This is a genomic window from Aeromonas ichthyocola, assembly GCF_046087985.1.
GTDB classification, from domain to species: domain Bacteria; phylum Pseudomonadota; class Gammaproteobacteria; order Enterobacterales; family Aeromonadaceae; genus Aeromonas; species Aeromonas rivipollensis.
In genome coordinates this window covers 262,501-288,330 of record NZ_JBJSWH010000006.1, presented here as the reverse complement: position 1 = coordinate 288,330, position 25,830 = coordinate 262,501, and the positions used below count along the sequence as shown (strand labels likewise).

21 protein-coding genes and 6 pseudogenes (1 of these 27 only partly in view) are annotated in these 25,830 nt (G+C 60.1%); 22 read left to right on the top strand and 5 right to left on the bottom strand.

The window, feature by feature from the left end:
* Nucleotides 1-94: 94 nt before the first annotated feature.
* The 15 genes and pseudogenes from mioC to glmU all read left to right on the top strand — a co-directional run bounded on the left by mioC (nucleotide 95) and on the right by glmU (nucleotide 13,874).
* Nucleotides 95-544, top strand: a complete 450-nt coding sequence (gene mioC / locus ACF2JD_RS18555) for an FMN-binding protein MioC (protein ID WP_139745128.1) — start codon at nucleotides 95-97, stop codon at nucleotides 542-544.
* A 508-nt stretch (nucleotides 545-1,052) separates the two neighbouring features.
* Nucleotides 1,053-2,942: a tRNA uridine-5-carboxymethylaminomethyl(34) synthesis enzyme MnmG gene (mnmG, locus tag ACF2JD_RS18550; RefSeq protein WP_106885383.1), complete on the top strand. Its 1,890-nt coding sequence runs from the start codon at nucleotides 1,053-1,055 to the stop codon at nucleotides 2,940-2,942.
* Nucleotides 2,943-2,963: 21 nt separating this feature from the next.
* Nucleotides 2,964-3,590 (top strand): 16S rRNA (guanine(527)-N(7))-methyltransferase RsmG, encoded by a 627-nt coding sequence (gene rsmG, locus ACF2JD_RS18545; protein WP_163135499.1) that lies wholly within the window; start codon nucleotides 2,964-2,966, stop codon nucleotides 3,588-3,590.
* A 27-nt stretch (nucleotides 3,591-3,617) separates the two neighbouring features.
* A complete protein-coding gene (locus ACF2JD_RS18540; RefSeq protein WP_106885384.1) occupies nucleotides 3,618-4,421 on the top strand; it encodes a ParA family protein in 804 nt (267 codons plus the stop codon).
* Nucleotides 4,418-5,326 (top strand): ParB/RepB/Spo0J family partition protein, encoded by a 909-nt coding sequence (locus tag ACF2JD_RS18535; protein ID WP_171277147.1) that lies wholly within the window; start codon nucleotides 4,418-4,420, stop codon nucleotides 5,324-5,326. The genes ACF2JD_RS18540 and ACF2JD_RS18535 overlap by 4 nt, the downstream gene beginning before the upstream one ends.
* Nucleotides 5,327-5,516: 190 nt before the next feature.
* Nucleotides 5,517-5,927, top strand: coding sequence for an ATP synthase subunit I (locus ACF2JD_RS18530; protein ID WP_025328869.1), 411 nt, complete (start codon nucleotides 5,517-5,519; stop codon nucleotides 5,925-5,927).
* A gap of 8 nt (nucleotides 5,928-5,935) precedes the next feature.
* Nucleotides 5,936-6,718, top strand: a complete 783-nt coding sequence (gene atpB, locus ACF2JD_RS18525) for a F0F1 ATP synthase subunit A (RefSeq protein WP_025328868.1) — start codon at nucleotides 5,936-5,938, stop codon at nucleotides 6,716-6,718.
* Between the two features lie 58 nt (nucleotides 6,719-6,776).
* Nucleotides 6,777-7,016, top strand: coding sequence for a F0F1 ATP synthase subunit C (gene atpE / locus ACF2JD_RS18520; RefSeq protein WP_010672265.1), 240 nt, complete (start codon nucleotides 6,777-6,779; stop codon nucleotides 7,014-7,016).
* A 51-nt stretch (nucleotides 7,017-7,067) separates the two neighbouring features.
* Nucleotides 7,068-7,538, top strand: coding sequence for a F0F1 ATP synthase subunit B (gene atpF, locus ACF2JD_RS18515; protein ID WP_025328867.1), 471 nt, complete (start codon nucleotides 7,068-7,070; stop codon nucleotides 7,536-7,538).
* Nucleotides 7,539-7,551: 13 nt separating this feature from the next.
* The gene (gene atpH, locus ACF2JD_RS18510; RefSeq protein WP_106885386.1) at nucleotides 7,552-8,085 is read left to right on the top strand and encodes a F0F1 ATP synthase subunit delta; all 534 of its coding nucleotides are present in this window, start codon (nucleotides 7,552-7,554) and stop codon (nucleotides 8,083-8,085) included.
* A gap of 15 nt (nucleotides 8,086-8,100) precedes the next feature.
* Nucleotides 8,101-9,642, top strand: coding sequence for a F0F1 ATP synthase subunit alpha (gene atpA / locus ACF2JD_RS18505; protein ID WP_005326253.1), 1,542 nt, complete (start codon nucleotides 8,101-8,103; stop codon nucleotides 9,640-9,642).
* 42 nt (nucleotides 9,643-9,684) lie between these two features.
* Nucleotides 9,685-10,551 (top strand): F0F1 ATP synthase subunit gamma, encoded by an 867-nt coding sequence (gene atpG / locus ACF2JD_RS18500; protein WP_041206629.1) that lies wholly within the window; start codon nucleotides 9,685-9,687, stop codon nucleotides 10,549-10,551.
* 33 nt (nucleotides 10,552-10,584) lie between these two features.
* On the top strand, nucleotides 10,585-11,973 hold the full coding sequence (gene atpD, locus ACF2JD_RS18495; RefSeq protein ID WP_042651591.1) for a F0F1 ATP synthase subunit beta: 1,389 nt from the start codon (nucleotides 10,585-10,587) through the stop codon (nucleotides 11,971-11,973).
* An 18-nt stretch (nucleotides 11,974-11,991) separates the two neighbouring features.
* Nucleotides 11,992-12,420 carry a F0F1 ATP synthase subunit epsilon gene (locus tag ACF2JD_RS18490; protein WP_162520132.1) on the top strand — a complete coding sequence of 143 codons (429 nt, stop codon included), beginning with the start codon at nucleotides 11,992-11,994 and terminating at the stop codon, nucleotides 12,418-12,420.
* Between the two features lie 93 nt (nucleotides 12,421-12,513).
* Nucleotides 12,514-13,874: pseudogene (glmU, locus tag ACF2JD_RS18485) on the top strand (bifunctional UDP-N-acetylglucosamine diphosphorylase/glucosamine-1-phosphate N-acetyltransferase GlmU).
* A gap of 51 nt (nucleotides 13,875-13,925) precedes the next feature.
* Here the strand turns inward: glmU and creD are convergent.
* The 4 genes and pseudogenes from creD to blrA all read right to left on the bottom strand — a co-directional run bounded on the left by creD (nucleotide 13,926) and on the right by blrA (nucleotide 18,587).
* Nucleotides 13,926-15,239 (bottom strand): annotated as a pseudogene (creD, locus tag ACF2JD_RS18480) (cell envelope integrity protein CreD).
* A gap of 385 nt (nucleotides 15,240-15,624) precedes the next feature.
* Nucleotides 15,625-16,404: pseudogene (blaOXA, locus tag ACF2JD_RS18475) on the bottom strand (class D beta-lactamase); the annotation flags it as partial.
* Between the two features lie 93 nt (nucleotides 16,405-16,497).
* Nucleotides 16,498-17,916: pseudogene (gene blrB / locus ACF2JD_RS18470) on the bottom strand (beta-lactam sensor histidine kinase BlrB).
* Nucleotides 17,913-18,587 (bottom strand): beta-lactam response regulator transcription factor BlrA, encoded by a 675-nt coding sequence (blrA, locus tag ACF2JD_RS18465; protein ID WP_163135505.1) that lies wholly within the window; start codon nucleotides 18,585-18,587, stop codon nucleotides 17,913-17,915. The pseudogene blrB and the gene blrA overlap by 4 nt, the downstream one beginning before the upstream one ends.
* A 123-nt stretch (nucleotides 18,588-18,710) precedes the next feature.
* Between blrA and ACF2JD_RS18460 the strand changes: the two genes are divergently transcribed.
* A complete protein-coding gene (locus ACF2JD_RS18460) occupies nucleotides 18,711-19,484 on the top strand; it encodes a DeoR/GlpR family DNA-binding transcription regulator (protein ID WP_139745121.1) in 774 nt (257 codons plus the stop codon).
* Between the two features lie 56 nt (nucleotides 19,485-19,540).
* Complete coding sequence (gene glmS, locus ACF2JD_RS18455; RefSeq protein WP_440987940.1) at nucleotides 19,541-21,373, top strand: glutamine--fructose-6-phosphate transaminase (isomerizing); 1,833 nt, start codon at nucleotides 19,541-19,543, stop codon at nucleotides 21,371-21,373.
* 61 nt (nucleotides 21,374-21,434) lie between these two features.
* Here the strand turns inward: glmS and ACF2JD_RS18450 are convergent, their stop codons facing one another.
* Entirely contained in the window at nucleotides 21,435-22,211 is a 777-nt protein-coding gene (locus ACF2JD_RS18450; RefSeq protein WP_440987939.1) for an autoinducer binding domain-containing protein, read from the bottom strand.
* 207 nt (nucleotides 22,212-22,418) lie between these two features.
* Here ACF2JD_RS18450 and ACF2JD_RS18445 point away from each other — a divergent pair.
* The 5 genes and pseudogenes from ACF2JD_RS18445 to ACF2JD_RS18425 form a co-directional block, all read left to right on the top strand.
* Nucleotides 22,419-23,179, top strand: a pseudogene (locus ACF2JD_RS18445) (DUF3450 domain-containing protein).
* Nucleotides 23,176-24,482: pseudogene (locus ACF2JD_RS18440) on the top strand (MotA/TolQ/ExbB proton channel family protein). The pseudogenes ACF2JD_RS18445 and ACF2JD_RS18440 overlap by 4 nt, the downstream one beginning before the upstream one ends.
* Nucleotides 24,479-25,009: a MotA/TolQ/ExbB proton channel family protein gene (locus tag ACF2JD_RS18435; protein ID WP_025328851.1), complete on the top strand. Its 531-nt coding sequence runs from the start codon at nucleotides 24,479-24,481 to the stop codon at nucleotides 25,007-25,009. Before ACF2JD_RS18440 ends, ACF2JD_RS18435 begins: the two are co-directional and overlap by 4 nt.
* Entirely contained in the window at nucleotides 25,006-25,407 is a 402-nt protein-coding gene (locus tag ACF2JD_RS18430) for an ExbD/TolR family protein (RefSeq protein WP_025328850.1), read from the top strand. The genes ACF2JD_RS18435 and ACF2JD_RS18430 overlap by 4 nt, the downstream gene beginning before the upstream one ends.
* Nucleotides 25,404-25,830, top strand: the 5' portion of a protein-coding gene (locus ACF2JD_RS18425; protein ID WP_440987938.1) for a TonB family protein. It continues 236 nt past the right edge of the window; the window shows 427 of its 663 coding nt (coding positions 1-427); the start codon lies at nucleotides 25,404-25,406; its stop codon lies beyond the right edge, outside the window. The genes ACF2JD_RS18430 and ACF2JD_RS18425 overlap by 4 nt, the downstream gene beginning before the upstream one ends.

Here is a 25,830-nt window from a genome sequence, read left to right as displayed (position 1 = left end):
ATCCTTATCCCCAAGCTTTATCCATATTTATCCACATCCTTTGGCGGTAGAATCCCGGCTCTCCGTTTCTTTCGATGACATCAGGATCCATTCCATGGCCAAACTCAATCTTGTCGTCGGCTCCATGCTGGGCGCCGCCGAATATGTCGCAGATCATGTCGCCAACCTGCTGGAACAGGCGGGCCACCAGACCCGGATCCACAACCCGGCCAGCCTGGCCGAGGTGCTGGCGGAGCCGGATGCCATCCTGTTGGTGATCACTTCGACCCATGGTGCCGGCGACGTGCCCGACAATCTTCAGCCCTTCGCCAAGGATCTTGCCGACCAGCATCCGGATCTCAACGCCTTGAAATATGGGGTGATCGGGCTTGGGGACCGCAGCTATGACACCTTCTGCCAAGGTGGCAAGACGCTGGATCGACTGTTGGCCGAGTGCGGCGCCAGCCGGATCGGGGATCGTCTGGAGATAGACGTGACTCAGCACGAGATCCCGGAAGATGCCGCCGAAGCCTGGATCCATGACTGGATGCAGATGATCGCCTGATCAGGGCACGGGAGATCCGGTAAAAACACCTTGATCTCCCCGCTTATCCCCAAATTCCTATCCACCAGGTTATTAACAGATAGATCCGGGAGAGTTGTTCTACACGGTTACCCACAACGCCCAGGGGTAATGTGCATAACTATAGTGTTAAGCTCTGTAAAACCTATAGTTATCCATGTATGAGATCTTATCCAGTTCTGGTCTGTGTATAAAACCACTGGTTATCCCCTCGTTCACGGCCCTGGGATCCAAGCTTTTCCACAAGCTGGGATCGCCTTTAAACGGATGATCTTTATGATCAAAAAGGGCTTATCAACAGAAATCGTGGATCCTAATAAAAGATCCAGTAAAAGATCGATCTAAAGATCCTTAAGATCTACTAACGGATCCTGCATCCATACTGATCCTGAAGTAGACGTTCCCCTCAAGAGGCTAAACGGATAGAATGATCCGCCCTTCAGCCCAGGCAAATAAAGATCTTCAGGCGTGCAGATCAAGGTGATCCCCAATGCAATACCATGAACAATTTGATGTGATCGTCGTCGGTGGCGGTCATGCAGGAACCGAAGCAGCAACAGCGGCAGCCCGTATGGGCCTGAATACCCTGTTGCTGACCCACAACATCGATACGCTGGGACACATGTCCTGTAATCCGGCGATCGGCGGGATCGGCAAGGGACACCTGGTCAAGGAAGTGGATGCCCTGGGCGGGATCATGGCTCAGGCCATCGATCTTGGCGGGATCCAGTTCCGTACCCTCAATTCCTCCAAAGGGCCCGCGGTGCGTGCCACCCGTGCCCAGGCGGATCGCCTGCTTTACAAGGCCGTGGTGCGCCAGACCCTGGAAAATTACCCGAACCTGAAGATCTTCCAGCAAGCCTGTGACGATCTCGTCATGGACGGGGATCGTGTCGCCGGTGTGGTCACCCAGAGCGGGATCCGCATCAGCGGCAAGACGGTGGTGCTGACGGTAGGGACCTTCCTGAACGGCCTGATCCACATCGGGATGGAAAACTACAAGGGCGGCCGCGCCGGGGATCCTCCCTCGATCGCCCTGGCCCAGCGTCTGCGCGAGCTGCCACTGCGTATCGATCGGCTCAAGACAGGCACGCCGCCACGCATCGATGCCCGCACCGTGGATCTCTCCGTGATGCAGCAGCAGCACGGTGACGATCCTCGTCCCGTCTTCTCGTTCATCGGCAACGCCAGCCAGCACCCGCGTCAGGTGCCCTGCTACGTTACCCACACCAACGAGAAGACCCACGAGGTGATCCGCAACAACCTGGATCGCAGCCCCATGTACGCTGGGGTGATCGAGGGGATAGGCCCCCGTTACTGCCCGTCGATCGAGGACAAGATCACCCGCTTCGCCGACAAGACGGCGCACCAGATCTTCGTCGAGCCGGAAGGCCTGACCACCCACGAGCTCTACCCGAACGGGATCTCCACCAGCCTGCCGTTCGACGTGCAGGTGCAGATCGTCCGTTCGATCCGCGGCTTCGAGAATGCCCACATCACCCGCCCCGGCTACGCCATCGAATACGACTTCTTCGATCCGCGGGATCTCAAGGCCAACATGGAGAGCAAGTGCATTCCAAACCTCTTCTTCGCCGGCCAGATCAACGGCACCACTGGCTATGAAGAGGCGGCCGCTCAGGGGCTGATGGCCGGTCTGAACGCCGGTCTGCGCGCTCAGGGCAAGGATGCCTGGCATCCCCGCCGGGATCAGGCCTACATGGGCGTGATGATGGACGATCTCTCCACCCTGGGCACTCGCGAGCCCTACCGCATGTTCACCAGCCGCGCCGAATACCGTCTGCTGCTGCGGGAAGACAACGCCGATCTGCGCCTGACCGCCATAGGTCGCGAGCTGGGCCTGGTGGATGACCATCGCTGGAGCCTGTTCAACACCAAGATGGAGCAGGTGGAGCTGGAGCGTCAGCGCATGCGTTCGACCTGGATCCACCCGCAGCACCCGTCGCTGGAGGCGGTCAACGCCCTGGTCAACACGCCCCTGACCCGGGAGCAGAGCCTGGAAGAGCTGCTGCGTCGCCCCGAGGTGACCTACGATGCCCTGATGGCCATCGAGGGGGTCGGCCCGGCGCTGGAAGACGCGGCCGCGGCGGATCAGGTGGAGATCCAGATCAAGTACGCCGGCTACATCGAGCGCCAGCACGACGAGGTGGAGAAGCAGCTGCGCAACGAGAACACCCTGTTGCCGCTGGACATGAACTACCGCGACGTGAACGGTCTCTCCAACGAGGTGATCGCCAAGCTGAATGATGCCAAGCCGCAGACCATAGGTCAGGCCTCCCGCATCTCCGGCATCACCCCGGCGGCCATCTCCATCCTGCTGGTTCACCTGAAGAAACACGGCCTGCTGCGTAAAACCGCCTGAGGATCCTTACCGTTGGAAAATATGCTGGAAAGATTGAACGGCCTGCTCATGCAGGCCGGTATTGTTATCACCGACACTCAAAAGACCCAGTTGGTGCAGTTGGTTGAGTTGCTGCACAAGTGGAACAAGGCTTACAATCTCACCTCGGTGCGAGATCCGGACGCCATGCTGGTCAAGCACATCCTCGACAGCCTGGTGGTGAGCCCTCACCTGCACGGTGAGCGTTTCATCGATGTGGGCACAGGCCCGGGTCTGCCCGGCCTGCCGCTGGCCATCATCAATCCGGACAAGCAGTTCGTGCTGCTCGACAGCCTGGGCAAGCGGATCAACTTCATCCGCCAGGTGATCCAGGAGCTGGGGCTGACCAATGTGACGCCCGTCAAATCCCGGGTGGAAGAGTATCAACCCGAGGTGGGCTTCGATGCTGTACTCAGCCGGGCCTTCGCCTCGCTGGAGGACATGCTGAACTGGTGTCACCATCTGCCGTCACCCGAGGGCAGCTTCCTGGCGCTCAAGGGACAATACCCCGAGCAGGAACTGGCACAGTTGCCTGCCAGCATTCGTCTGGTTGCCACCCATCAGCTGGTGGTGCCCGAACTGGAAGGCGAGCGTCATCTGCTGGAGTTTAAAGCCATCCAGCCCGAATAGGGCCGCCGTATTCATTTAGGGGATAGTGTGGGAAAAGTCATTGCCATAGCCAACCAGAAGGGTGGAGTGGGTAAAACCACCACCTGTGTGAATCTGGCCGCCTCCCTGGCCGCTACCCGGCGCAAGGTGCTGGTGATCGATCTGGATCCGCAGGGCAATGCCACCATGGGCAGTGGCATCGACAAGTACGAAGTCGAACGCACCGCCTATGAACTGCTGATCGACGATGCTCCCATCAACGAGGTGATCATCCCCGAGACCTCGGGTGGCTATCACCTCATCGCCGCCAATGCCGATGTGACGGCGGCGGAAATCCGTCTGATGGAGTTCTTCGCCCGCGAGATCCGCCTGCGCAACGCCCTGGCCTCGGTACGGGACAAGTACGACTACGTCTTCATCGACTGCCCGCCTTCTCTCAACATGTTGACCGTCAACGCCATGGCCGCCGCCGACTCTGTGCTGGTGCCCATGCAGTGCGAGTATTACGCGCTGGAAGGGCTCACCGCACTGGTGGATACCATCAGCAAGCTGGCGGCCGTCGTCAACCCGGAGCTGAAGATCGAGGGGGTGCTGCGCACCATGTTCGATCACCGCAACCGGCTGGCCAATGATGTGTCCGATCAGCTGAAACAGCATTTCGGGGACAAGGTCTATCGCACCATCATCCCCCGCAACGTTAGACTGGCGGAGGCGCCGAGCTTCGGTGCCCCGGCCATGCACTATGACAAATCATCGGTGGGGGCCAAGGCCTATCTGGCCCTGGCTGGCGAGATCCTGCGTCGTCAGGAGCAGGAGTCTCAGCCGATCACCGCAGACCGAGAGAGCATATGACGCCGAAGAAACGTGGGCTGGGCAAGGGGTTGGATGCCCTGCTCAGCACCAGCACGGCCGCCCGCCAGAAACAGGTGATGAGCGACCAGCGTACCGAACAGGCCATGGCGCCCACCAACCAGGGCGAGCTGCGCAAGCTGCCGCTGGAGTGGCTGCAGTCCGGCAAATACCAGCCGCGCAAGGACATGTCCCAGGATGCGCTGGAAGACCTGGCCAACTCGATACGGGCGCAAGGCGTGATTCAGCCGATAGTGGTACGCTCCATCGGGGAGAATCGCTTCGAGATCATCGCAGGTGAGCGGCGCTGGCGCGCGTCCCAGCTGGCCCGGCTCGAGGTGGTGCCCTGCATCGTCAAGGACGTGCCCGACGAGGCCGCTGTTGCCATAGCGCTTATTGAGAACATCCAGCGCGAGGATCTCAACGCCATCGAAGAAGCTGTGGCCCTGCAGCGACTGCTGACTGAATTCGAGCTGACCCACCAGCAGGTGGCCGAGGCGGTGGGCAAGTCCCGCACCACTGTCACCAACCTGCTGCGCCTGAACCAGCTCAACGAGGACGTGAAGCGGTTCGTCGAGCACGGGGATCTCGACATGGGCCATGCCCGTGCCCTGCTGGCCCTGAGCGGCCCGGCCCAGTCCGAGCTGGCCAAGCTGGTCGCCCAGAAGGGGCTGACGGTGCGAGATACCGAGAAACTGGTGCAAAAAACGCTGGAACCGGCAAAAACCAAGGTCGAGCCCGTCCGCGATCCCCAGTTTGGTTACCTCGAGCGCCAGATTTCAGAAAAAATTGGCAATCAGGTACAGCTTCAGCCAGGCAAGAAGGATAGCGGCAAGTTAGTAATAAGTTACGATAACTTAGCGGATTTGGACCGGGTATTGGGCTATTTTGGTCTGTCAGAATCGTGATTTTTACGCTTTTTGTAGTAATAAAACATCCATTCCTTTCGATATGAACATAACCTTAATTTCGCGCGGAAAGCCGCAAAAATTAAGGATTTTTGCCATGTTGCAATAGCCGTCTTCACGGGTATAATTTGACCGGCTTTTCGAGCTGTGAACCTGGGGTCTTCGGATCCCGATTTTTTACAGTTCTGTAATGTTCAGGGGTAGGTTGGTGAAACAGAAAGTAGCCTTGGAAGGTTTGACGCTAGCCTTGGCTATGCTCGTTTGTCAGCTCATCCTGATCCTGGCGATCAGTTCCGTCTGGTTTTATCAGACCGGGGCGTTTGCCGGACGTTCTTCCCTCTTCGGGGGGGGAATGTACTGGGTTCCTCAAGCCCTGTTCACTCTCTGGGTTCTGCGCCGCAAGGTGACGAAAGAGAGCGTGGGCCTGGTTTTGCGGGACTTTTATGGTGGGGCAGGGATTAAGCTCATTACTACAACAGGACTTTTCGCCCTGATGTTTGGCTCCGGGATCGAGGTCGACACCGTCTCGTTCTTCGCCACTTATATCCTCGCCCTCGTTGTACAGTGGATAGTTTCATTCACGCTTAACAACCACTATTAGGAAAACTCATGTCTGCAACCGGAGAAGTCCTGACTCCTCAGGGATATATCTCCCACCACCTGACCCACCTGCAAGTCGGGTCCGGGTTCTGGACGGTGAATATCGACTCAATGATATTTTCCGTCTTGCTAGGCGCCCTGTTTATCTGGTCGTTCCGCCGCGTAGCCGTCAAGGCCACCAGCGGTGTGCCCGGTAAACTGCAGTGCTTTGTGGAGATGCTGGTCGAGTTTGTGAATGGTAACGTCAAAGACATCTTCCATGGTCGGAACCCGGTCATAGCACCGCTGGGACTGACAGTGTTTGTCTGGATCTTCCTGATGAACTTCATGGATCTGATCCCCGTTGACTTTATCCCTCACGCTGCACAGTTGATGGGTGTTCCCTATCTGCGTGTGGTTCCCTCTGCTGACGTTAACATCACCATGTCCATGGCTTTGGGCGTGTTCTTCTTGATCCTGTACTACAGCATCAAGGTCAAGGGTATCAGTGGATTCGTGAAGGAGCTGACGCTTCAGCCTTTCAACCATCCCGCTGCCATCCCGGTTAACTTCATCCTTGAAACCGTCACGTTGATTTCCAAGCCTGTTTCATTGGGTCTGCGACTGTTCGGCAACATGTATGCTGGCGAACTGATCTTTATCCTGATTGCGGGTTTGTTACCCTGGTGGTCACAGTGGATCCTGTCCGTGCCTTGGGCAATTTTCCACATCCTGATCATCACTTTGCAGGCGTTTATCTTCATGGTTCTGACCATCGTCTATCTGTCGATGGCGCAAGAAGACCATGGTTGATGCAACTCAAATAATCCTTTTTATACAATCAATTACATCTAAATAAATGGAGATCCTCATGGAAAACTTGAACATGGACCTGCTGTACATCGCTGCTGCAATGATGATGGGTCTGGCGGCTATCGGCGCCTCCATCGGTATCGGTATCCTGGGTGGCAAGTTCCTGGAAGGTGCTGCTCGTCAACCGGACCTGATCCCTGTTCTGCGTACCCAGTTCTTCATCGTCATGGGTCTGGTGGATGCGATCCCGATGATCGCCGTTGGTCTGGGTCTGTATGTGATGTTTGCGGTTGCCTAAGTCGTCACGACTCACGCAGAACCCATTAACTAACTTAAGAGGACATCGGCTGTGAATATCAACGCCACCCTCCTCGGCCAAGCAATTGCTTTTTTCATCTTCGTAGTGTTTTGCATGAAGTACGTATGGCCGCCGCTGATCGCTGCCATCGAAGCCCGTCAGAAAGAAATTGCTGATGGTCTCTCTTCTGCCGAACGTGCCAAGAAAGATCTGGATTTGGCCAAGGCCAACGCCACCGATCAGCTGAAAGAAGCCAAGCTTCAGGCTGCTGAAATCATCGATCAGGCCAACAAACGCAAGGCCCAGATCATTGATGAAGCCGCTGTCGGAGCTCAAGCTGAGCGGGAAAAAATCCTGGCTCAGGGCCGTGCAGAGATCGAAGCTGAACGTCATCGTGCCAAAGAAGAACTGCGCAAGCAGGTTGCTGCTCTTGCCATCGCGGGTGCAGAGAAGATCCTGGCACGCCAAATCGACCAGGCTGCCAACAGCGACATCGTCGACAAACTGGTAGCAGAACTGTAACGGGAACGGGGCTATGTCTGAACTGACTACAATCGCTCGCCCCTACGCCAAGGCTGCTTTCGAGTTTGCCGTTGAGCACAAGGCGGTTGACCAATGGCTGGAGATGCTCGGTTTCGCCGCACAAGTGGCCGAGAACGAGACCATCCATGACCTGGTAAACGGCTCCGTGGCCGCCGAAGAACTGGCAAATCTGTTTGTCGGTGTCTGCGGTGAGCAGCTCAACGAGCATGGTCAGAACCTGATCCGGGTGATGGCTGAGAATGGCCGCTTGGGTGTGCTGCCGGCTGTCGTTGCTGAATATGTCGCGCTCAAGGCTGAACTGGACAAAGAAGTTCAGGCTGACGTGATTTCGGCGATCGAACTGACCGACCAGCAGAAGGCCGCTATTCAGGCTTCTCTGGAACAACGTCTCGCGCGCAAAGTGAAGCTGAATTGCAGCATCGATGCGTCCTTGATGGCCGGGGTGCTCATCAAGGCCGGTGATCTGGTTATCGACGGCACGGTCCGCGGTAAGCTGGATCGCATGGCCGACGCGCTGCAATCTTGATTGGGGTATTAGAGCATGCAACTGAATTCCACTGAAATCGCCGAGCTGATCAAGCAGCGCATTGCGCAGTTTGATGTCAAAAGCGAAGCGCGTAACGAAGGTACCATCGTCTCTGTGAGCGACGGTATCATTCGTATCCACGGTCTGGCCGATGCCATGCAGGGTGAAATGATCGAGCTGCCGGGTAACCGCTTTGCTCTGGCATTGAACCTGGAGCGTGACTCCGTTGGTGCCGTTGTCATGGGTCCCTATGCCAACCTGGCGGAAGGGATGAAAGTAAAAGGTACCGGCCGTATTCTGGAAGTGCCGGTCGGTCGTGGTCTGTTGGGCCGGGTGGTCAACACCCTGGGTCAGCCGATCGACGGTAAGGGTCCGGTAGACAACGACGGCTACTCGCCGATCGAAGTCATTGCCCCGGGCGTTATCGAGCGTAAGTCTGTTGACCAGCCAGTCCAGACCGGTCTGAAAGCCATCGATGCCATGATCCCTATCGGTCGTGGCCAGCGTGAGCTGATCATCGGTGACCGTCAGGTTGGTAAGACCGCCATCGCGATCGACACCATCATCAACCAGAAAGACTCCGGCATTAAGTGTGTCTACGTTGCGATTGGCCAGAAGGCCTCCACCATCGCCAACGTGGTGCGCAAGCTGGAAGAGCACGGCGCCCTGGCCAACACCATAGTGGTCGTAGCCTCTGCCTCCGAAGCGGCTGCCCTGCAGTACCTGGCTCCCTATGCCGGTTGCTCCATGGGTGAGTACTTCCGTGACCGCGGTGAAGACGCGCTGATCATCTATGATGACCTGTCCAAGCAGGCCGTAGCCTATCGCCAGATCTCCCTGCTGCTGCGCCGTCCGCCAGGACGTGAAGCTTACCCGGGCGACGTCTTCTATCTGCACTCCCGTCTGCTGGAGCGTGCTTCCCGCGTCAACGTCGAGTACGTCGAGAAGTTCACCAAGGGTGCCGTGACTGGCCAGACCGGTTCTCTGACCGCGCTGCCGATCATCGAAACCCAGGCCGGTGACGTGTCTGCGTTCGTTCCGACCAACGTGATCTCCATCACCGATGGCCAGATCTTCCTGACCACTCAGCTGTTCAACTCCGGTATTCGTCCGGCGGTTGACCCGGGTATCTCCGTATCCCGTGTGGGCGGTGCCGCTCAGACCAAGATCGTCAAGAAGCTGTCCGGTGGTATCCGTACCGCGCTGGCCCAGTATCGTGAGCTGGCGGCCTTCGCCCAGTTCTCTTCCGATCTGGACGATGCGACTCGCAAGCAGCTGGACCATGGTCAGAAAGTGACCGAGCTGATGAAGCAGAAGCAGTACTCTCCGATGAGCGTGGCTCACCAGTCTCTGGTGCTGTTCGCCGCCGAGAAGGGCTACCTCGCCGATGTCGAACTGAGCAAGATCGTCGACTTCGAAGCCGCTCTGCTCTCTTACGCCAATACCCAGCATGCTGAGCTGATGGCTGAAATCAATGCCAAGGCCGACTACAACGACGCGATCGTTGGCAAGCTGACTGCGTTGCTGGATAGCTTCAAGGCAACCCAGACCTGGTAAGCGTGTGTGGCAGCGCAAGCTGCCACCTGATGGAGAGAAGAGATGGCCGGCGCAAAAGAGATACGTAACAAGATCGGGAGTGTGAAAAACACTCAGAAGATCACCAGCGCTATGGAAATGGTGGCAGCCAGCAAGATGCGCCGTGCGCAGGAACGCATGTCTGCCAGCCGTCCGTACGCTGAAACCATGCGCAAGGTGATCGGCCATATCGCTCAGGGGAACTTGGAATACAAGCACCCCTACCTCATCGAACGTGAGGTCAAGCGAGTGGGTTACATCGTCGTCTCCACCGACCGTGGCCTGTGTGGCGGCCTGAACATCAACCTGTTCAAAGCCGCCCTCAACGATATGAAGCAATGGAGCGCGAAAGGTGCCAAGGTTGACCTGGCACTGATCGGTAGCAAAGCCTCCAACTTCTTTGAGCGGCACGGCGCCAAGGTGAAAGCCCATGTCTCCGGACTGGGTGACAACCCGAGCGTCAATGACCTGATTGGTTCAGTCAAGGTCATGCTGAAGGCTTACGACAACGGTGAGATTGACAGGCTGTATCTGGTGTACAACAAGTTCGTCAACACCATGGTTCAGCAACCAAAAGTCGATCAACTGCTGCCTTTGCCCGTAACAGAAGACAGCAAGCTCGCCAAGAAACACCACTGGGATTACCTCTATGAGCCGGATCCCAAGCAGCTGCTGGATACCCTGTTGATTCGCTACGTCGAATCCCAGGTGTACCAGGGCGTGGTAGAAAACTTGGCAAGTGAACAGGCAGCCCGAATGGTTGCCATGCAAGCCGCGACTGACAACGCCGGCAACCTGATTAACGATCTGCAACTGGTGTACAACAAGGCCCGTCAGGCCAGTATTACCCAGGAACTGACAGAGATCGTATCCGGTGCTGCTGCGGTGTAAGGCAAGGGTTATCAAAGGTTTAGAGGATTTGACATGAGTAACGGTTTCATCGTCCAAATCATCGGCGCTGTAGTGGACATCGAGTTCCCGCAGAATGCCGTGCCCCAGGTGTACGATGCACTGAAAGTCATCAGCGAAGGCCAAGGCCAGGGTCTGGTACTGGAAGTTCAGCAACAGATCGGCGGCGGCGTCGTTCGTTGCATCACCATGGGTTCCTCCGACGGTCTGCGTCGTGGGTTGGAAGTAGTTAACAGCGGCAAGGCCATCCAGGTACCGGTTGGTACCTCGACCCTGGGTCGTATCATGAACGTACTGGGCGAGCCCATCGACGAGAAGGGTCCGATCGGCGAAGAAGAGCGTTGGTCCATCCACCGCGAAGCCCCCAGCTACGAAGATCAGTCCAACAGCGCCGAGCTGCTGGAGACCGGCATCAAGGTTATCGACCTGGTTTGTCCGTTCGCCAAGGGTGGTAAGGTCGGTCTGTTCGGTGGTGCCGGTGTAGGCAAGACCGTCAACATGATGGAGCTGATCCGTAACATCGCGATCGAACACAGTGGTTACTCTGTATTCGCCGGTGTGGGTGAGCGTACCCGTGAGGGTAACGACTTCTACCACGAGATGATGGAGTCCAACGTACTGGACAAAGTATCTCTGGTATACGGTCAGATGAACGAGCCGCCCGGAAACCGTCTGCGCGTGGCGCTGACCGGTCTGACCATGGCCGAGAAGTTCCGTGACGAGGGTCGTGACGTGCTGTTCTTCGTGGACAACATCTACCGTTACACCCTGGCCGGTACCGAAGTATCCGCACTGCTGGGCCGTATGCCTTCTGCAGTAGGTTACCAGCCGACCCTGGCCGAGGAGATGGGTGTTCTGCAAGAACGTATCACCTCCACCAAGACTGGTTCCATCACGTCAGTCCAGGCCGTTTACGTGCCTGCGGATGACTTGACCGACCCGTCTCCGGCGACCACCTTCGCCCACCTGGATGCGACCATAGTTCTGTCCCGTCAGATCGCGGCACTGGGTATCTACCCGGCCGTTGACCCGCTGGACTCCACCTCCCGTCAGCTGGATCCGCTGGTGGTAGGCAAGGAGCACTACGAGACCGCTCGTGGTGTGCAGATCGTACTGCAGCGCTACAAAGAGCTGAAGGACATCATCGCCATCCTGGGTATGGATGAACTGTCAGAAGAAGACAAACTGACCGTATCCCGTGCCCGTAAGATCGAGCGTTTCCTGTCCCAGCCGTTCTTCGTGGCCGAAGTATTTACCGGTTCTTCCGGCAAATACGTGCCGCTGAAAGAGACCATTCGTGGTTTCCAGGGCATCCTGAAAGGCGAGTACGACGATCTGCCCGAGCAGGCGTTTTACATGGTTGGCAGCATCGACGAAGTCGTCGAGAAAGCCAAGAAACTGTAAGCCTCGATAGGAGGGCCCATGGCTGAGATGATCTCCTTTCACCTGGATGTGGTGAGCGCCGAAGGGAAACTGTTTTCCGGTCGCGTGCAATCGGCCCAGGTAACAGGCTCCGAGGGTGAGCTGGGTCTCCGCCACGGTCATGCTCCGTTGCTGACTGCCATCAAGCCGGGCCTGGTCCGCTTGATCAAGCAAAATGGTAGCGAAGAGGTGTTGTACATCTCCGGCGGTATGCTGGAAGTGCAACCCGAGTCCGTGACCGTGCTGGCCGATACCGCCATTCGTGCCAAAGACTTGGATGAGGCGAAAGCCCAGGAAGCCAAGCGTCGTGCCGAAGAGCGGATCCACAGCTCCCATGGTGATATCGACTATGCGCAGGCATCTGCCGAGCTGTCCAAAGCGATGGCCCAGCTGCGGGTTATCGATATCGTCAAAAAGAATTACCGCTAATCACGGTGATGCAAAAAGCGACCTTCGGGTCGCTTTTTTTTTGCCCGTTGGATAGACTCCGCCGAGCATTTCTTCATGTTTCAAAGGCTGGCTATGTCTCTCAACGTCGTGATCCTGGCTGCGGGTAAAGGTACTCGCATGCGTTCCGTTCTGCCCAAGGTGCTACACCCTGTCGCCAACAAACCCATGGTGTCCCATGTGATCGACACCGCTCGCCAGATAGGTGCCGAACAGTTGCACCTGGTCTATGGCCACGGCGCCGAGCTGCTCAAGGAGCGGATTGCCGCCCCGGATCTCAACTGGGTATTGCAGGCACAGCAGTTGGGCACCGGCCATGCCGTCGCCCAGGCGATCCCGTTCTGGCAGGACGAGGATGACGTGCTGGTGCTGTACGGCGACACTCCGCTGATCCAGCCCGAGACCCTGCAACGGCTGCTGGCCGCCAAGGCCGACGACGGCATGGCGCTGCTGACAGTGGTGCTGGATAACCCCACCGGCTATGGCCGTATCGTCCGTGAAAACGGCCAGGTAGTCGGCATAGTCGAGCAGAAGGATGCCAACGCCGAACAGCTCGCCATCCGCGAGGTGAATACCGGTGTGCTGGTGGCCAATGGCGCCCAGCTGCGTGGCTGGCTGTCCCGCCTGGACAACAAGAACGCCCAGGGGGAGTTCTATCTCACCGACGTGATCGCCATGGCCCATGGGGATGGCTGTCCCATTGCCGCCGTCCATCCGGACAGCGCCATGGAGGTGGAAGGGGCCAACAACCGGGTCCAGCTGGCGGCCCTCGAGCGCAGCTATCAGCAGATGCATGCCGAGAGGCTGATGATCGCCGGCGTCACCCTGATCGATCCGGCCCGCTTCGATCTGCGCGGCACGCTGGAGATAGGGGAGGAAGTGGTGATCGACGTCAACGTCATCATCGAGGGCAAGGTCAAACTCGGCAACCATGTGCGCATCGGTGCCGGCGCCGTGCTGAAGGATTGCGAGATTGGCGATCACAGCGAAGTGAAGCCCTACTCCATCGTTGAAGGGGCTCAGGTGGCGGATCAGTGCTCGGTCGGCCCGTTTGCCCGTCTGCGCCCGGGTGCCGTGCTGGAGCAGGATGCCCACGTCGGCAACTTCGTCGAGATGAAGAAGGCCCGTTTGGGGGTTGGTTCCAAGTGTGGTCATTTGACCTATCTGGGGATGCCGAGGTGGGTGCCAAGGTGAATATCGGTGCCGGTACCATCACCTGCAACTACGACGGCGTGAACAAGTTCCAGACCATCATCGAGGATGACGTCTTCGTCGGCTCCGATACCCAGCTGGTGGCGCCGGTGCGCATCGGCAAGGGCGCGACCCTGGGTGCGGGTTCCACCATCACCAAGGATGTGGCCGAGCACGAGCTGGTGATCACCCGGGTGCCCCAGCGTCACATCAAGAACTGGGCCCGCCCGGTCAAGAAGAAGTGATGCCCGATCAATGAAATGAAACCGGCGCCTGATGGCGCCGGTTTTTTTGGCTTATGACTTATGGCTGGTGTCACTGGTCGATGACTGGGGGGCCGCCCATGTGGTGGCGGCGCTGTAGTCCATCACCTGATACCAGTCGAGCTTGCGGGTCAGCACCATGACAAGCGTCAGTATGGCGAACAGCAGCAGGGCGCCGAGCAGCAGGGCTATCTCCTCGGCCTGCAGCAGCCCGAACAGTATGGCGTAGACCAGCCCGAGCAGGGCCGCGAAGCCGAGGCCCTGACGCGGCCCCCCCAGCACGTGGCTGAGGTAGAAGCCGTTGAGCGACACGCTGGCGAGGCTGGCGACCAGATAGGCCCAGCCAAAGCCGAGGTGCTCGGTCAGCGCCAGCAGCACCAGATAGAAGATGGCCAGCCCCATGCCCACCAGGGCGTACTGGATTGGGTGCACCCGCAGCCCCTTGAGCAGCTCGAACATGAAGAAACTGAGGAAGGTGAGGCCGATGAACAGCAGGGCGTACTTGGCGGCCCGCTCGTTTTGCTGATAGTGATCCACCGGCTGCACCAGGCTGACGCTGAAGGTCGGCAAATCGCTCCCCGCCCCCTTCATCATCCGGTTGAAGCGGGTCTCCATGTCGGTGGCGAACCAGCTGGTCTGCCAGTTGGCCTCAAACCCTTGTGGGCTCAGGGTGCGACTGCCCGGCAGAAAGTCACCGATAAAGTTGGGGTGGGGCCAGTTGCCCGCCAGCTGCAGGGTGCTCTCCTTGCCCAGCGGCACCATGTCGAGGGTGTTCATCCCCTGCAGATTGAGCTCCAGATGAAAGGTGCCATCCTGTTGCGGCAGGCTGTCGAGCGGGGCATGGATACCCGCCAGCGCATCACCGAGGCGGGCGCCGGGGGCAAACGGGATGCGCTGTTGCCGAGTTGCAGTTCGGGGACGCTGTTGATACCGCGGGCATCGGACAGCACCAGGCTCAGGTAGGGTTTGCCCGCCACCAGCTCGGCCGTTTCACCGAGCGGTGAGGTCGCGTCATTCAGCAAACTCTGCCGGGTGGGGCAGGCGGCCGGATAGGGTGATGCGGGTCTGGTAGACCTGCGCCTGATAGATGCCGAGCTTGCGCGGGGTGACCTCCATGCTGGCCTTGATATCCAACTGCTCCGGCAGCAGGTAGCGGTAGATCTGCTCCTGACGGACGAAGCGCTTGCCCTCCTGCTCGACCGTCACCGAACGGGTATAGGGCTGCACGATAATGGGCCCCATCAGTCGTTGCGGGCCGCTGCTGCTGGCCATGATGCTGTGAATGGCCTGATTGCGGTAAGCCTGACGCTCCCGGTTCAGCTCCATGATGGATTGCACCGGCACCATCAACAGCAGCAGGCTGAGCAACAGCAGCAGAAAGATCTTGTGGGTGAATATCTGTTTGACCATGACACGTCTCCTTGTTGATGGTTCCGGCATCTCCTCAATGGAGCTGGAGGTCCAGTAGGGGGCTGAGTCATGGATATCGGAGAAGAAGCGCGGGTCTGTCATTGGCATCCGGCAATCGTCGAGCAGGGTGAAGAGCTCCTCGATGGTGGGGATGGGGCGGGCTGCTGTGCAAGCAGGGCCGGTGAAGGGGCCCAGATGCACGCCTGCCATTCGAAGCCGATCATGGATGACCTCCCTGGCAGCCGGTTGCGCCGGTTGGGGAAGCCAGAGCAGCAATAGAAATGATTTCTTCAGCTCGCTGTGGGCTGGTGGTTATCATCTGGCGGGAAGGCGGCAGGCAGGGCACCTCTTCTTTCGCCTTGAGGGAGGCGAACTGCTTGCCGGGCTTTTGCACCACGGTATGGACGAAGATCAGCTGTTTGCCCGGTTTGCTGGCCCAGCCGACGAACCAGCCAATCTGCTGAGCGCGGTTGAGGCTGCCATCCAGCTTCTTCGGGTAGCCCATGCCGGTTTTGCCGTCGATCTGCCAGCCGTCGATCTCGCTCACCTTGAGGATATTGGCGGTGTACTGCAGGGTCTGCGCCGAGACCGGCAGCTTGCCGCTCACCATCTTGCCGAGGAAGCGGGCCTGCTCCTCCGGACTGATGGCGAGGCTGGAGCTGAGCCAGGCCTGGGTCAGACCGTCATGCTTGCCCGGATTGCCGGAGAGATCCCGGTTGCCGTAGTCGAAGCGGTCGACGTATTGCTGGAAGCGCTCCATCCCCAGCCACTCGGTGATCTGCTGGGAGAACCAGACCACCGAGTAGGTTTCCCAGCGGCGCGGGGTGGTGGTTTCACGCCAGGCGGGCAGCCAGCCGTCATAGTTCGGCTTGTAGGGCAGTGCCGGATGCTCTTCATCCACCAGATAGCCGCTGTCGTAACCCATCAGCGCCAGCGGGATCTTGAAGGTGGACGCGGGCGGCAGCTGGCTGGAGCAGTCCCCTTCGCTGGAGAGGGTCTGCCGTTGCCGTCGGCATAGAGCAAGCAGCCGCTGGCGGCGGAGGCAGGCAGGGCTGCAGAGCAGGCCGGCGGCCAGCAGGCCGGAGAGAAGCAGGCGGGACATGAGCATTCCTTGAGCAAATGGATGAGAGAAAGGGACCCTATCTGGCAGGCGCAGCTAGCCCGCTTTGTGTGGGGAATGTGAAGTTGCGGGGGACTAGGCGAACGGCAGCCAGAGTTCGGCCAGCACGCCACCTTCCGGCCGGTTGCTCAGGGTCAGACGGCCGCCATGCTGGTGGGCCACTTCGGGGCAAAGCTGAGCCCGAGACCGCTGCTCTTGCCCTTGTCGGGTCGTGGCAGGGAGTAGAAGCGCTCGAAGATGCGCGGCAGGGCGTAGTCGGGAATGCCGGGGCCGCTGTCGGTGACCCGAAAACAGTAGCCCTCCTCCTGCTGGCTGCCGCTCAGGGTGACCTGCCCGTTGGCGGGAGAGAAGTCGATGGCGTTGTCCAGCAGGTTGCCGATGGCCTGCTCCACCAGCAGCGGATCCCACTTCTGTTTCGGCGCGCTGGCCAGCTCGGCCACCAACTCGTTACCTGACGGCGCTGGGCGATGATCTGGCGGGCATCGAGAGCCCGCTTGCCCAGTTTGGCCGGTTCCACCGACTGGCGTCCAGCCCCTGCCCCGACTCCAGCCGCGCCAGTTGCAGCATTCGCTCGATCAGCTGCTGCATGCGGGCGGTTTCCAGATTGATGTTGCCGATAAACGTTTGGCAACTTCGGGGGGCGGCGTTTCGGCCAGGAGCTCCCCTGCCCCGCGAATGGCGGCCAGCGGGCTCTTCAGCTCGTGGGTCAGGCTGTGCACATAGGCTTCGATGTAGCTTTGCCATCGAGCTGGTGGCGCATGGTCTCCAGGGAGCGGCCGAGCCGATCCAGCTCCGACGGTGTGCAGCCGTGGCAGGCGGGCCGCCTCCCCTTGCTGACCGCATCGGCGTAGTGCACCAGCTTGCCGATGGCGCGGTTGAGCCACCACACCAGCAGGCTGCCGATCAGCAGCGAGATGAGCAGCATCTGGCCGCCGGCCTGCAGCAGCTCCTGTTCGCTGCGCTCGATGGCTGGCATCAGGGTGCGGTTGGGTTTGGCGACGGTGAGGGAGCCGATGATCTCGGCCCCTTCCCGCAGCGGCGCCGCCACATACATGGTCGAGCTGGCGGCATCATCGGGATCGGTGCGGGTGCTGCGGGCGCCATATTGGCCGCGCAGGGTGCGGTAGACATCGTTCCAGCGCGAATAGTCCTTGCCCAGATCCGTGCCGTCGGAGTCGTAAATCACCACCCTTGCCGGTCAGTCACATAGATGCGGTACTCCGCCTGCTGCTTGAGGTGGCCGTCGATCATCGCATTGATGGGATTCTGGTTGAGGCGGGCGAAGGCGCTGGCCAGCCGCCCGTTCATCATATTCCCCTCCTGCAGATCGTCCAGAGCCAGGGGGGCCAGCAGCTGGGCCATGTCCACCAGGGTATCCTCGGTGGCGCTGCGCACCCCGGGTTTAATCTCCTCGACGAAGATCTCCAGCACGAACCAGGCGGCCAGCGCGAAGATCAGCACCAGACCGCACAGCAGTTGCAACCCGAGCCTCATGCCAGCTCCAGGCTGTAGCCCAGCCCGCGGTGGGTCAGGATAAGATTGGCCTCGGCGTCCCGCTCCCGCAGCTTGGCGCGCAGGGTCTTGATGTGGGTGTCGACGGTGCGATCCAGGCTCTCTTCGGCCCCGCTCCACACCAGATCCATCAGCTGCTGGCGGGAGTAGACCCGGCCCGGCGCCTGCATCAGAGTCTTGAGCAGCAGGTATTCGTAGCGGGTGAGGGTCAGGGGCTGACCGTGGAAGCAGATGCGGGCCCGCTCCTCGTCCAGTGCCAGCAATTGGCTCGGTTGGGGGATTATGGGCTGGCTGCGGCGCAGTATCACCCTCACCCTGGCGCACACCTCCCGCGGCGAGAAGGGCTTGGCCACATAGTCGTCGGCCCCGATTTCCAGCCCGATCAACCTGTCTATCTCCTCGCTGCGGGCGGTGAGAAACATCAGGGGCGTGTCGGTCAGGGCCCGCACCCGCTTGCACAGCTCGAAGCCGCCGATGTCTGGCAACCCCACATCCAGGATCAGAAAATCCGGTCGCGTCTGTTCCAGTCGCGCCAGCAACGGCTGGCCGAGGGGGAACCACTCCACCTCGAAACCATCGGTCTGCAGGGCATAGATCAGGGTGTCGGCGATGCTGGCCTCATCTTCCACCAGCCAGATGACTCGTTTTTGCATGGCGTCCTCGTCATAAATCGGCCTGACCATTCTGGCATCGAACCAAATCGGATCCTATTTGCCGTTTGATTTTTCCAAAAAAGGTATTAATATTTCGCCATTCTTTCGAATCGAAACTTTAAGATGACCAAACGCAACACACAACAGCGCCGTCACACCATAGTGACCCTGGTGCAGGAACAGGGCGAAGTCAGCGTCGATGCCCTGGCCAAGCACTTCTCCACCTCGGAAGTGACCATCCGCAAGGATCTGGCCGTGCTGGAGACAGGCGGCCTGCTGCTGCGTCGTTACGGTGGTGCCGTGCCCCTGCCGAGCGAGATGGTGGTGGACAGCAATCCGGATCAAGTTTCGAAACGAAAGCTGGCCATAGCCCGTGCCGCCGCCGAGCGCATCCGCGATCACAACCGCGTCATCATCGACAGCGGCAGCACCACCAGCGCCATGATCCCCATGCTGGGCAGCAAGCGCGGTCTCATCGTGATGACCAACTCCCTCAACGTGGCCGGCGCCCTGCGCGAGCTGGAGAACGAGCCCACCCTGCTGATGACCGGCGGTACCTGGGATCCCCACTCCGAATCCTTCCAGGGTCAGGTGGCGGAGCAGGTGCTGCGCTCCTACGACTTCGACCAGCTGTTCATCGGCGCCGACGGCATAGACCCGGAGCGAGGCACCACCACCTTCAACGAGCTGGTGGGCCTCTCCCGTGTGATGGCCGAGGTGTCCCGCGAGGTCATCGTCATGGTCGAGTCGGAGAAGATAGGCCGCAAGATCCCCAATCTCGAGCTGCCCTGGTCCAGCATCCATACCCTGGTGACCGACGAGGGGCTGGACGGCGAGGCCAGAGCACAGATTCAGGCCAGGGGGATAGCACTGATCTGCGCCCCCGTGGCGGTTTGACCCAAACATCCAACTATCCAAACGAATTTCCGTTTTTACCTCTTGAGGAGAAGTCTATGTGTGGCATCGTCGGGGCAGTGGCCCAACGTGATGTGGCTGAAATCCTGGTAGAAGGCCTGCGCCGTCTGGAATACCGCGGCTATGACTCCGCCGGTGTGGCCGTGTTCAGCGCCAACCAGCCGCTGCAGCGGGTGCGTCGCCTCGGCAAGGTGGCCGAACTGGCCAAGGCGCTGGAAGAGCAGTCCGTCCACGGCGGTACCGGCATAGCCCACACCCGCTGGGCGACCCATGGCGAGCCGTCCGAGCGCAATGCCCACCCCCACGTCTCCGAGCATATAGTGGTGGTGCACAACGGCATCATAGAGAACCACGAAGAGCTGCGCAGCCAGTTGCAGGGCATGGGTTACGAGTTCAGCTCAGACACCGACACCGAGGTGATCGCCCACCTGGTGCACCACGAGCTGAAATCCGCTCCCAGCCTGCTGGCGGCCATGCAGGTCACGGTGAAGCAGCTGCGCGGTGCCTACGGCACTGTGGTGATGGACAGCCGTGACGACAGCCGCGTGGTGGTGGCCCGCTCCGGCTCGCCCCTGGTGATCGGCCGCGGTATCGGTGAGAACTTCATCGCCTCCGATCAGATGGCCCTGCTGCCGGTGACCCGCCGCTTCATCTTCCTGGAAGAGGGGGATGTGGCCGAGGTGACCCGTCGCGACGTGCACATCTTCGATACCCAGGGCAATGCCGTGGTGCGCGAGGAGCTGGAATCCGAGCTTTCCCACGACGCCGGTGACAAGGGCGAGTACCGCCACTACATGCTCAAAGAGATCTACGAGCAGCCCAAGGCCATCACCAACACCCTGGAAGGGCGTCTGGGCAGCGATCACGTGGTGGTCGAGTCCTTCGGCAACGGCGCACGCGCTATCTTCGACAAGGTGGAGCACGTCCAGATCGTGGCCTGCGGCACCTCCTACAACTCCGGCATGGTGGCCCGCTACTGGTTCGAAGAGATAGCCGGCGTCTCCTGCGACGTGGAGATCGCCTCCGAGTTCCGCTATCGCAAGTCGGTGGTGCGCCCCAACAGTCTGCTGGTGACCCTGTCCCAGAGCGGCGAGACTGCCGACACCCTGGCCGCCCTGCGCCTGGCCAAGGAGTCCGGCTACATGAGCTCGCTCGCCATCTGCAACGTGCCGGGTTCCTCCCTGGTGCGGGAATCTGACTTGGCCTTTATGACCCGGGCCGGTGCCGAGATTGGCGTCGCCTCCACCAAGGCCTTCACCACCCAGCTGGCCGGCCTGTTGATGCTGGTGGCCTCCGTCGGTCACTGCCGCGGCAACCTGAGCGCCGAGGCCGAAGCCGACCTGGTCAAGGCGCTGCAAGCCCTGCCGCTGCGTATCAAGGAGAGCCTGGCGCTGGCCAAGCAGATCGAGACCCTGGCCGAGGAGTTCGCCGACAAGCACCACAGCCTGTTCCTCGGTCGTGGCAGCCAGTACCCCATCGCCATGGAGGGGGCGCTCAAGCTGAAAGAGATCTCCTACATCCATGCCGAGGCCTATGCCGCCGGTGAGCTCAAGCACGGCCCGCTGGCGCTGATCGATGCCGAGATGCCCATCATAGTGGTGGCGCCGAACAACGACCTGCTGGAGAAGCTCAAGTCCAACGTGGAAGAGGTGCGTGCCCGTGGCGGCATCCTCTACGTGTTCGCCGATGCCGACGCCGGCTTCAAGAGCGACGAGACCATGCGGGTGATGAGCCTGAACCACGTGGAAGAGATGATAGCCCCCATCGTCTACACGGTACCGTTGCAGCTGCTCTCCTACCATGTCGCCCTCATCAAGGGCACCGACGTGGATCAGCCGCGCAACCTGGCGAAATCCGTGACCGTGGAATAAGCCGTTGCCAGACATAAAAAAAGAGCCGCTGTTGCGGCTCTTTTTGTTGCTGCGGACCGGCTCAGGAGAGCCGCAGGTTGGTGATGGTCACGTCGTTCAGCGAAGGCACTATGATGCCGCTGGAGATGCTCTTGGCGATCGCCTGGTTGCGGTTCTTCGAATCCGTCTTGTTGGTGACCTGATTGAGGTGGAAGTTCACGGTGCGCTCGCTGATGCCGAGTATGGTGGCTATCTCCCAGGAGGTCTTGCCCTCGCTGGCCCAGAACAGGCACTCCTTCTCCCGATCCGACAGCTCGGCCAGATGCTTCATCAGGTCCGGCCTGCTCTTTATCAGCTGCAGCGCCGCGTTGAAGATGTAGCTGGCGCAGAACGACAGCATGGGAACGTTTTCAAACATCAGGTCGGAGTTGGATTTCTCCTTGCTGATGAAGGAGAGGATGCCATGTTCCCCCTGGGGCGTGTGCAGCGGGAAGGAGACACCGTTTCTCACGCCAAAGTCGGCGGCGAGGTTCATCACTTCCCGGCTGGCGCTGGGCAGCCAGGGGGAGTCGCAATCGAGCTTGTTCCAGAAGATGGGCTGGGTCTGCTTCAGGCCAAGGAAGACCACAGGATCCTGGGTCAGGTAGTGCCGCTCCGTGTAGGCATCAAACCAGCTGGTCGGGCAGTTGTTGAACAAGGCCACGTGGGATTTTTGCATGCTGATGGGGAAAATAATCAGCAGCCGAAAGTAATCAAAGCCCATTTGATGACTGAAGCGCTCCAGCAGCTGCTGGATATCGCTGGTTTTTGTTGCCTTGGTGAACTTGTCGATATGTTCCCAGATCGCATCGTTAAACATGTACTTTCTCCTTTTTCGATCTCTATCACACTGATCGAAAAGATTTTTTTCGTTATTTATATTGGTGTTGTGGCTACCAACGCCAGTTATTCCCGTGCTTGCTTAAAAATTATCCTGTTTTTGTGCATAAAGGCCAAGAAAATCCTCTCGTTGCCAGCCCGCTCTTTGAGATAATGATAATAGTTATCATTGTTAAGATGTGTATCAATGAACAAGTTTTGGGGTGTGGCCCTGCTGCCACTGTCAGTCCACTTTGCTGCCATCGGGGATGAGCTGGTTGCTCCCGCCCTCAAGAACAGCATAGCTGCCGGGAAAGCCTCCCAGCAGCGGGTGGAAAAAGCCGCCGATGCCGCCGTTGCCGCCCGACTGGAGCTGCAAAATGCCCAGCTGCAACTGCGTGACCTGGAAGCCTACAACCGCTACATGCAATCTCTGGTGGCCGATCAGCAAAATGAGCTGGGCAAATTGAGCCAGCAGCTGGAAGCGGTGCAAGAGACCCGTCAGGGCCTGATCCCGCTGATGCTGCAGATGCAGGCAGATCTGGAACAACTGGTGCAAAACGACATCCCGCTGCGCAAGGAAGATCGCCTGGCGCGGGTTGAACAGTTGAAAGCGACCCTGGCCCGCGCGGACGTGAGCGAGGCGGAGAAATTCCGTCAGCTGCTGCAGGCCTATCAGATCGAAGCCGAGTACGGCAGCCGGATGGATAGCTATTCCGCCGAGCTGGAGCTGGATGGTGCCCCGCGTCGGGTCGATGTGCTGGCGCTGGGTCGGGTCTCCCTGCTGGCGATGACCGCCGATCGCAGTCAGGCATGGCGCTGGTCTGCCGAGGCAAGCAGTGGCAAGCCCTCGACAGCCAGTGGCTCTCCCCCATCGCCGAGGCGATGGATGTGGCCGCCGACAAGAAGGTTCCCCAGTTGCTCAATGTCCCCCTCTCTGTCAGCCGCAGTCAGGAGGCCCAATCATGAGAGTCACCATGAAGTGGTTCCCCCTCCTTATTGCCCTCTCCTGCGGTGCCAATACCGCTGTCGCCGATGAGAGTGGCAGCAGCAGGAACAGGCTCGTGAACAGCAGGCTCAGCAGGATCTGGCGACCGTTGCCAAGGAGCTCGGCACTGCCCGCGCCAAACTGGCCGAGGCCCAGCGCCTGAGCAAGGAGCTGGCCGGCAAGTTCGCCAGCAACGAGAAGCAGCTGGTCGAGCTCAACGCCCAGTGGGAGCAAGCCTCCGGCGACATGAACGAGATCTTCGCGGTCACCCGTCAGGGCGCCAGCGATGCGGTCAAGCTGCTGAGCGAATCCGCCGTCGAGGGCCAGTATCCGGAGCGCCTCGCCCCGCTGAAAGCCATGGCACAGGATAAACAGGTGCCGGATCGCGCCGCCCTCGCCCTGCTGCCCGCCACTCTGCTGCAAGAGATCCGCGAATCTGGCCGGATTGCCCAGTTCAACGGCAAGGTGCTCGATGCCCAGGGGGCTGCCAGCGAGCAGTCGCTGACCCGGGTTGGCAGCTTTGCCCTGCTGGGGAGCGACGGCTTCCTGCAACCCACCGCCGAAGGCTTGAGCCCGGTACTGGGTCTGCCCGGTAGCGTGCTCTCTGCCGTTGCGGCTTATCAGGGTCAGGAAGGGGAAGCGCTGCCGCTGGATCCTTCCCATGGCACTCTGCTGGCGATGCTGGCACAGGCGCCCACCTTCTGGCAGCAGGTACAACAAGGTGGTCAGGTCGGCGCCATTATCGTGCTGCTGGCCGCCATCGGTTTGGGGATCGCGGCGGTACGGCTGTGGAGCCTCTCCCGCGAACTGGGTCGGGTGCGTCGCCAGCTCAAGAGCGGCGAGTATCATGCCGACAACGCCCTCGGCCGGGTGCTGACGGTGGCAGACAAACATCCCGAGCTGAGCATGGAGACGCTCGAACTGAGGCTGGACGAAGCCATACTGCAGGAGACGCCCCGGATGGAGCGTGGCATCGGCATGGTCAAGGTGATCGCCGCCATCGCCCCCATGCTGGGGCTGCTCGGTACTGTCACCGGCATGATAGGTACCTTCCAGGCCATTACCCAGTTCGGTACCGGCGATCCCAAGATCATGGCGGGCGGCATCTCCATGGCGCTGATCACCACAGTCCAGGGGCTGGTGGCCGCCATTCCGCTGATCCTGGCCCACAGCCTGCTGCAATCCCGTTTCACCGAGCTCTCCAACGTGCTGGAGCAGCAGGTCGCCGGCATTCTGGCCGAGCGGGCCGAGAATAACGGGGACGGGATGGAGCGGGTGGCATGATGGTTGACATCTGGCAACAGTTGCAGAGCTTCATGGGCCGTGGCGGCCCCGTGCTCTGGGTCATCCTGGCCTTGCTGGTGCTGATGTGGATTTTGATGATCGAGCGGCTGCTCTACCTCAACCTGGGCTTCGGCCCGCTGCAGCGGCAGTTGTTCGGCCGCTGGCAGGGACGCAGCGAGCGCCACAGCTGGCACGCCAAGGCGATCCGTAGCCGCTGGCTGGCCGAGGCCGAACTCGAGCTCAACCGCCATCTGATCTTCATCCGCACCCTGGTGGTGCTCTGCCCCATGCTGGGCCTGCTCGGCACTGTGACCGGCATGATAGGCGTATTCGATGCGTTGGCCGCCGCCAACCGTTTTAACCCGGAGAGCATGGCGGGCGGGATCTCCCGTGCCACCATCCCCACCATGGCAGGCATGGTGGTGGCGCTCTCCGGCGTGTTGTTACTCAGTCGTCTCGAGAGCCAGGCCAAGCGTGCGCTGGCCAAGACCCGGGACGGCCTGCGAGAAGAGAAGGTAATGCAATGAGACGGCAATCCAAACGCCAGCGTGATGAAGTGCAGATCGACATGACTCCCATGCTGGATATCGTGTTCATCATGCTGATCTTCTTCATCGTGACCACCTCCTTCGTACGGGAAGCCGGGCTCGAGGTGCACAGGCCCCAGGCGAGCCAGGCCAAGGCGCAAAAGTCCTCCAGCATCATGCTGGCGATCGGCGCACAGGGGCAGATCTTCCTCGACCGCAAACAGGTGGATGTGGAGCGGGTGCAGGCCAGCCTGGCCCGTCTGCTGTCGGAGCAGCCCGATGCCAGCCTGGTGATCCAGGCCGATGAGCGGGTGCCTCACGGCAAGGTAGTGCGAGTGATGGATGAGGCCAAGGCGGCAGGCATCGCCAATATCGCCGTGGCGGTGGCGCCGAAATGAAGTTCAAGCTGATGAGCCTGGGGCTGGGGGTTACCCTCAGCCTGGCGATCCTGCTGTTCATGGCCACCCTGGTGGAACCTCCCCGGGGAGAGAAGGCCTCGTCCGAGCAGAAAGCCATCGTCATCAACATGCAGACCGAGGTGAACGAGGTACAGGTGCGCGAGCGTCCGGTACCCCAGGAGCCGGAGCCCTTGCCGGAGCCTCCCGCCGCCCTGGCATCCACGCCAATGCCCATGCCGGCGGCGGCGCCGCTGCCCTCGGTGCAGCCGAGCCTGGATCTGGTTTCCAGCCTGAGCGCGGTGCAGGTATCTGCCCCCGGGGTCGCAACCAGCCCCACCCCGGTGGCGAGCGGCAGCTTCCATGGTCAGTCTCAAGGCGCGGGCATAGGTGTCGGTGACATGCTGACCCCCTTGCAGCGGGTCG